Consider the following 6,221-nt stretch of genomic DNA (forward strand, 5'->3'; position numbering starts at 1 on the left):
AATTATTAAATATTATTATTACTAAGATTGTTGTTAATTCACAACGCTAGCCTTATTTAATAAATATTATTTATAACTAAAGACGAAAAACACTATAAACATAATAAAAAAACCCAGTGATTCAATTAAGATTTCACTGGGTTTAAGTATAAATAACAATAAATTATTTATAAAAAGCTAATTTTTATTCAACTGTAACCGATTTTGCTAAGTTACGAGGTTGGTCTACGTCTGTGCCTTTAATCAAAGCAACATGATAAGACAATAACTGTAATGGTACTGTATAGAAAATTGGTGCGATCAGATCTTCAACATGAGGTAAAGAAATTAACTTCATCGTTTCGTTTTCTTCAAAGCCTGCATCTTGATCAGCAAACACATACAGTAAACCACCTCGAGCCCGAACTTCTTCGATATTAGATTTTAATTTCTCTAATAATTCATTGTTAGGAGCGATGATGATAACTGGCATATCTGCATCAATTAATGCTAATGGACCATGTTTTAATTCACCAGCCGCATAAGCTTCAGCATGAATATAAGAGATCTCTTTTAACTTTAATGCACCTTCTACCGCAATCGGGTATTGGTCACCACGACCTAAGAATAAGGCATGGCTTTTTTCTGAGAAGTCTTCAGCTAACGCTTCAATCACTTTATCTTTCGATAACATACTTTCAATGCGGCTTGGTAATGCGTGTAATGCCACTGAAACTTCATGCTCTAATGTTGTAACACCTTTAATACGTCCCATATATGCCACCAGCATTAATAGAACAGTTAACTGTGTTGTAAATGCTTTGGTCGATGCAACACCGATTTCTGCACCCGCTTTAGTCATCAAGACAAATTCAGATTCACGGACCAAAGAAGATCCTGCCACATTACAAATCGCCAATGATGATAAATAGCCTAACTCTTTAGATAAACGCAGAGCCGCTAATGTATCCGCGGTTTCACCCGATTGAGATAATGTAATCAGTAAGCTATTACGGCGAGTTGCGGGTTTGCGATAACGATATTCTGATGCAATTTCAACATCACAAGGAATACCCGCTAAAGATTCAAACCAGTAACGAGAAACCATTCCTGCATTATAAGATGTACCACAAGCAACAATTTGGATATGTTCTACTTGAGATAAGATCGCTTCTGCTTTAGGACCTAATTCACTAAGATCGATACCTTCAGCCTGTAAACGACCTTCAAGCGTATTTTTAATTGCAAGAGGTTGTTCGTAGATCTCTTTTTGCATGTAATGACGATACACGCCTTTATCACCGGCATCGTATTGAACGTTAGATTCAATCGTATCGCGAACAACTTCCTCACCGTTCATATCAAAAATATGAACATGGCGACGTGTAATTTCAACGATATCGCCTTCTTCAAGGTAGATAAAACGACGAGTGACAGGTAATAATGCTAATTGGTCTGAAGCTAGGAAATTTTCACCGACACCGAGACCAACCACCAGCGGGCTACCTGAGCGAGCAGCAACGAGAAGTTCAGGTGTGCGGCTGTCCATAATGACAGTGCCATAAGCACCGCGTAATTGAGGAATAACACGTTGTACAACTTCACGTAATGTACCACCTTGACGCTGTTCCCAATTAACAAGGTGAGCAATGACTTCGGTATCCGTTTGAGATGCAAACTGATATCCTTTTTTAATTAATTCTGCTTTCAGTTCTTGGTAGTTTTCAATAATGCCATTGTGTACAACTGCAATCGTACCCGATACATGAGGATGCGCATTATTTTCACAAGGTTCACCGTGTGTTGCCCAACGTGTATGAGCAATACCTGTACCACCAATCACTTCTGTTTTTTCTGCCTCTTCTGCCAGCATTTGTACTTTGCCAACTTCACGCAGACGTGTCATTTTACAGTCATTATCCACAACCGCTAAACCCGCAGAATCATAACCGCGGTATTCTAAACGACGTAAGCCTTCAATTAAGATTTCAGCGATATCGCGTTGTGCAACTGCACCTACTATTCCACACATTGTGTTATTCCTAAAACTGTGCGTTTATTCGCACTTGGATGTCTTATACCTGATTGGTTTGTTCCCCAAGCCATTGTAGAAAGTGGGGATATTTTTTTGTTTTTAGAATAATAGCGTACAAGAAAAGGACGTTAATTAAATATACGCCCTTTTCTTAAAATTATTGTTTTTTCTTCACTGGACGTTTCCATCCAGTGATATGGGTTTGCTTAACTCGACTGATCACTAACTCGTTTTCATTCACGTTTTTAGTGAGCGTTGTGCCTGCACCAATGGTTGCTCCACTAGCAACCGTCACTGGCGCCACTAATTGGGTATCTGAACCAATAAAGACATCATCACCAATCACTGTTTTGAATTTATTCGCACCATCGTAGTTACAAGTAATCGTACCTGCACCAATATTAACGTTAGCGCCAACTTCAGTATCGCCTAAATAAGTCAGATGACCTGCTTTAGAACCAACACCTAAGCTTGCTTTTTTCATCTCAACAAAATTACCGACGTGTGCTTTATCCGCTAATTCACTACCTGGACGAAGGCGCGCAAATGGCCCAACAGTACACTCTTGAGCTAAGTTTGCATCCTCGATCACCGTATAAGGGCTAATAATAGAATTATCGCCAATCACACAGTTTTTCAGGACACATCCTGTACCAATTTCAACGTTATTTCCTAAAGTCACATTGCCTTCAATAATAACGTTAGTATCAATCACAACATCTTGACCGTGAGTTAATGTGCCACGTAAATCAAAGCGTGCGGGATCAAGCAACATAACACCTTCTAATAATAAGCGTTCGGCCTGTTCTGTTTGGTAAATACGTTCTAATGCAGCCAGTTGTAAACGGTTATTCACGCCTTCCATTTCACTATGACGACGAGGATGAGCCGTTTCAATTTTACGACCTTCTTTATGCGCTAATGCGATAATGTCAGTAATGTAATACTCTTTTTGTGCATTGTTATTATTGAGCTTACCTAACCAACGTTTTAAATCACCACCGTTTGCGACTAAAATACCCGTGTTGATTTCAGTAATTTTGAGTTGTTCTTCAGAAGCGTCTTTTTGTTCAATAATGCCGGTCACTTCGCCATTTTCGCGAACAATACGACCATAGCCTGTTGGGTTATCTAAAATAACCGTTAATAAACCAATACCACCTTCTGGTTTCACTTCAATTAAACGTTCTAACGTTTCTTTGGTAATAAGTGGAACATCACCATAAAGCATCAGGATATCTTCATCATCAGCAAAGAAAGGGGCAGCTTGTTGCATTGCGTGACCCGTTCCTAGTTGCTCTGCTTGTAGTACCCAATTAACAGGTTGTGAGCCTAATTTTTCTTTCATTAGTTCACCACCGTGCCCATAGACAAGGTGTGTTTGTTGAGCACCTAATGACTTGGCGGTATCAATCACATGTTGAACCATGGATTTACCTGCAAGTTTATGAAGAACTTTAGGTAATTGTGAATACATGCGGGTGCCTTTTCCCGCAGCAAGAATAACAACGCTTTTAGCTGAATTAGACATAATTAACCTGATAACTCCCGTAAAGAATGGCAAGTAAACCTGTTTATGCCAAATAATACTACATATTTCGTCACACAAAATATTTCATGACGCAAAAAAGCCAGTTAGCGAAGAACCAACTGGCTTTTTTATTCATAGACTGCCTGTTTACATCAACGTCGAGTCAATTCGATTACACGTAGTTTTGCAATCGCTTTGGCTAATTCTGCTGATGCTTGAGCATAATCAACATCACCATGAGAGGATTGAATGTGTTCTTCAGCTTTACGCTTAGATTCCAACGCTTTCGCTTCATCCAAATCACGACCACGGATCGCTGTATCTGCCAGTACAATGACGCCCGTCGGCTGAACTTCGAGAATACCACCTGAAAGGTAGATAACCTCTTCTTCACCCGATGTTTTTACGACACGTACCATGCCCGGTTTTATGGCAGTTAATAACGGGGTATGCTGCGGATAAATACCGAGCTCACCTTCGCTACCAGTTACCTGAATTCGTTTGACTTCGCCGTCATATAACTGCTTTTCAGCGCTGACAACTTTCAGGTGGAACGATGTATCGGCCATATCAACCTCCCGTCAGCCGTATTAAAGCTTCTTAGCTTTTTCTACTGCTTCTTCGATAGTACCAACCATGTAGAACGCCTGCTCTGGCAGGTGGTCATAATCACCGTTCAGAATACCTTTAAAGCCACGAATAGTGTCTTTCAGGGAAACGAACTTACCTGGTGAACCGGTAAATACTTCAGCAACGAAGAATGGCTGAGATAGGAAGCGCTGGATCTTACGCGCACGCGCAACAACCAGTTTATCTTCTTCTGACAGTTCATCCATACCTAAGATAGCGATGATGTCTTTCAGTTCCTGATAACGTTGCAGGATAGACTGAACACCACGAGCCACATCATAGTGCTCTTGGCCAACTACCAGCGGGTCTAACTGACGACTGGTTGAATCCAGTGGGTCAACCGCAGGGTAGATACCTAATGAAGCAATTTGACGGCTCAGTACAACTGTCGCATCTAAGTGAGCAAACGTTGTTGCTGGAGATGGGTCAGTTAAGTCATCCGCAGGTACGTATACAGCTTGTACAGAGGTGATAGAACCTGTTTTGGTTGAAGTGATACGTTCTTGCAGAACACCCATCTCTTCAGCCAATGTTGGCTGGTAACCTACCGCTGATGGCATACGACCTAACAGTGCTGATACTTCAGTACCTGCTAAGGTATAACGATAAATGTTATCAACAAATAACAATACGTCACGGCCTTCATCACGGAATTTTTCAGCCATCGTCAAACCCGTCAGTGCTACACGCAGACGGTTTCCTGGTGGCTCATTCATCTGACCATAAACTAACGATACTTTGTCAAGAACGTTAGAATCTGTCATTTCATGATAGAAGTCGTTACCCTCACGAGTACGCTCACCAACACCAGCAAATACAGAGTAACCTGAGTGCTCGATCGCGATGTTACGGATCAATTCCATCATGTTAACTGTTTTACCAACACCCGCACCACCGAACAGACCTACTTTACCCCCTTTAGCAAATGGACAGATTAAGTCCATTACTTTGATACCGGTTTCAAGCAGTTCTTGTGAGTTTGATAACTCTTCGTAGGTTGGCGCTTCACGGTGGATAGACCAACGTTCTTCAGTTGCAATATCACCTTTCATATCGATAGGTGTACCCAGAACGTTCATGATACGTCCCAGTGTTGCTTTACCTACTGGTACTTCAATTGGGTGGCCTAAGTTTTCAACTTTTAAGCCACGGCTTAAACCGTCTGATGTACCCATAGCGATACAACGAACGATACCACCGCCTAACTGTTGCTGAACTTCCAGCACCAGTTTTTCTTTACCATTCATAACCTCAAGAGCGTCGTATACTTTAGGGACGCTATCCTGAGGGAACTCGGCGTCCACTACGGCGCCGATTACCTGGACAATCTTTCCAGTAGCCATCTTGAATCCTCTACGTAATTCGTAAACCTAGCTGTTATACCGCGGCTGCACCAGACACAATTTCTGTAAGTTCCTGAGTAATGCTTGCTTGGCGTGCTTTGTTGTACACCAATTGCAGTTCTTTAATCAGGTTACCACCGTTATCTGTAGCGGCTTTCATCGCGACCATTCGGGCGGCCTGCTCACTCGCTAAGTTCTCTACGACGCTCTGGTAAACTTGCGATTCGATATAACGACGCAGTAAAGTATCCAGTAACGCCTTAGGATCAGGTTCGTACAGATAATCCCAAGATTTTTCTTTCAGCTCTTCATCATCACCTGGAGGTAATGGTAAAACCTGAAGGATTTTAGGCTCTTGAGCCATGGTATTGATGAACTTATTTGCCACCACATACAGTTTATCTAAACGACCTTCGTCATAAGCCTGCAACATGATATTGACTGGACCGATAAGGTCTGACAGTTTTGGATCATCACCCATACCCGTTACTTGACCAACAACATTCCCGCCTACTGAGCCAAAGAATGAAGCGGCTTTAGAACCGATTAGTGCTAAATCTACCTGTACACCTTTTTCAGACCACTCTTTCATGTCTGCCAGCAGTTTTTTGAACAAATTAATGTTCAAACCACCACACAAACCACGGTCGGTCGAAACAACCAGGTACCCGACACGTTTAACTTCACGCTCTTCGAGGTATGG

At 41.7% G+C, this 6,221-nt stretch carries 5 protein-coding genes; all 5 read right to left on the minus strand.

The annotated features are described in order from the left end of the window. Positions 1-184: 184 nt before the first annotated feature. The gene (gene glmS, locus BHE89_RS07610) at positions 185-2,011 is read right to left on the minus strand and encodes a glutamine--fructose-6-phosphate transaminase (isomerizing) (protein ID WP_069367398.1); all 1,827 of its coding nucleotides are present in this window, start codon (positions 2,009-2,011) and stop codon (positions 185-187) included. Positions 2,012-2,171: 160 nt separating this feature from the next. Continuing rightward, positions 2,172-3,545, minus strand: a complete 1,374-nt coding sequence (gene glmU, locus BHE89_RS07615) for a bifunctional UDP-N-acetylglucosamine diphosphorylase/glucosamine-1-phosphate N-acetyltransferase GlmU (protein ID WP_069367399.1) — start codon at positions 3,543-3,545, stop codon at positions 2,172-2,174. Positions 3,546-3,697: 152 nt separating this feature from the next. Continuing rightward, a complete protein-coding gene (locus BHE89_RS07620; RefSeq protein WP_006534340.1) occupies positions 3,698-4,114 on the minus strand; it encodes a F0F1 ATP synthase subunit epsilon in 417 nt (138 codons plus the stop codon). A 21-nt stretch (positions 4,115-4,135) separates the two neighbouring features. After that, positions 4,136-5,518: a F0F1 ATP synthase subunit beta gene (atpD, locus tag BHE89_RS07625; protein ID WP_023583323.1), complete on the minus strand. Its 1,383-nt coding sequence runs from the start codon at positions 5,516-5,518 to the stop codon at positions 4,136-4,138. Between the two features lie 34 nt (positions 5,519-5,552). Beyond that, the coding region (atpG, locus tag BHE89_RS07630) for a F0F1 ATP synthase subunit gamma (RefSeq protein ID WP_128860381.1) at positions 5,553-6,221 on the minus strand (669 nt) is incomplete at its 5' end.

It is taken from the genome of Shigella sp. FC1967, from assembly GCF_001743005.1.
GTDB lineage: Bacteria > Pseudomonadota > Gammaproteobacteria > Enterobacterales > Enterobacteriaceae > Proteus.

Excerpts from the sequence above, each read along its gene's own strand:
- glmS (WP_069367398.1), bottom strand. The coding sequence starts at position 2,011 with ATGTGTGGAATAGTAGGTGCAGTTGCACAACGCGATATCGCTGAAATC.
- glmU (WP_069367399.1), bottom strand. The coding sequence starts at position 3,545 with ATGTCTAATTCAGCTAAAAGCGTTGTTATTCTTGCTGCGGGAAAAGGC.
- BHE89_RS07620 (WP_006534340.1), bottom strand. The coding sequence starts at position 4,114 with ATGGCCGATACATCGTTCCACCTGAAAGTTGTCAGCGCTGAAAAGCAG.
- atpD (WP_023583323.1), bottom strand. The coding sequence starts at position 5,518 with ATGGCTACTGGAAAGATTGTCCAGGTAATCGGCGCCGTAGTGGACGCC.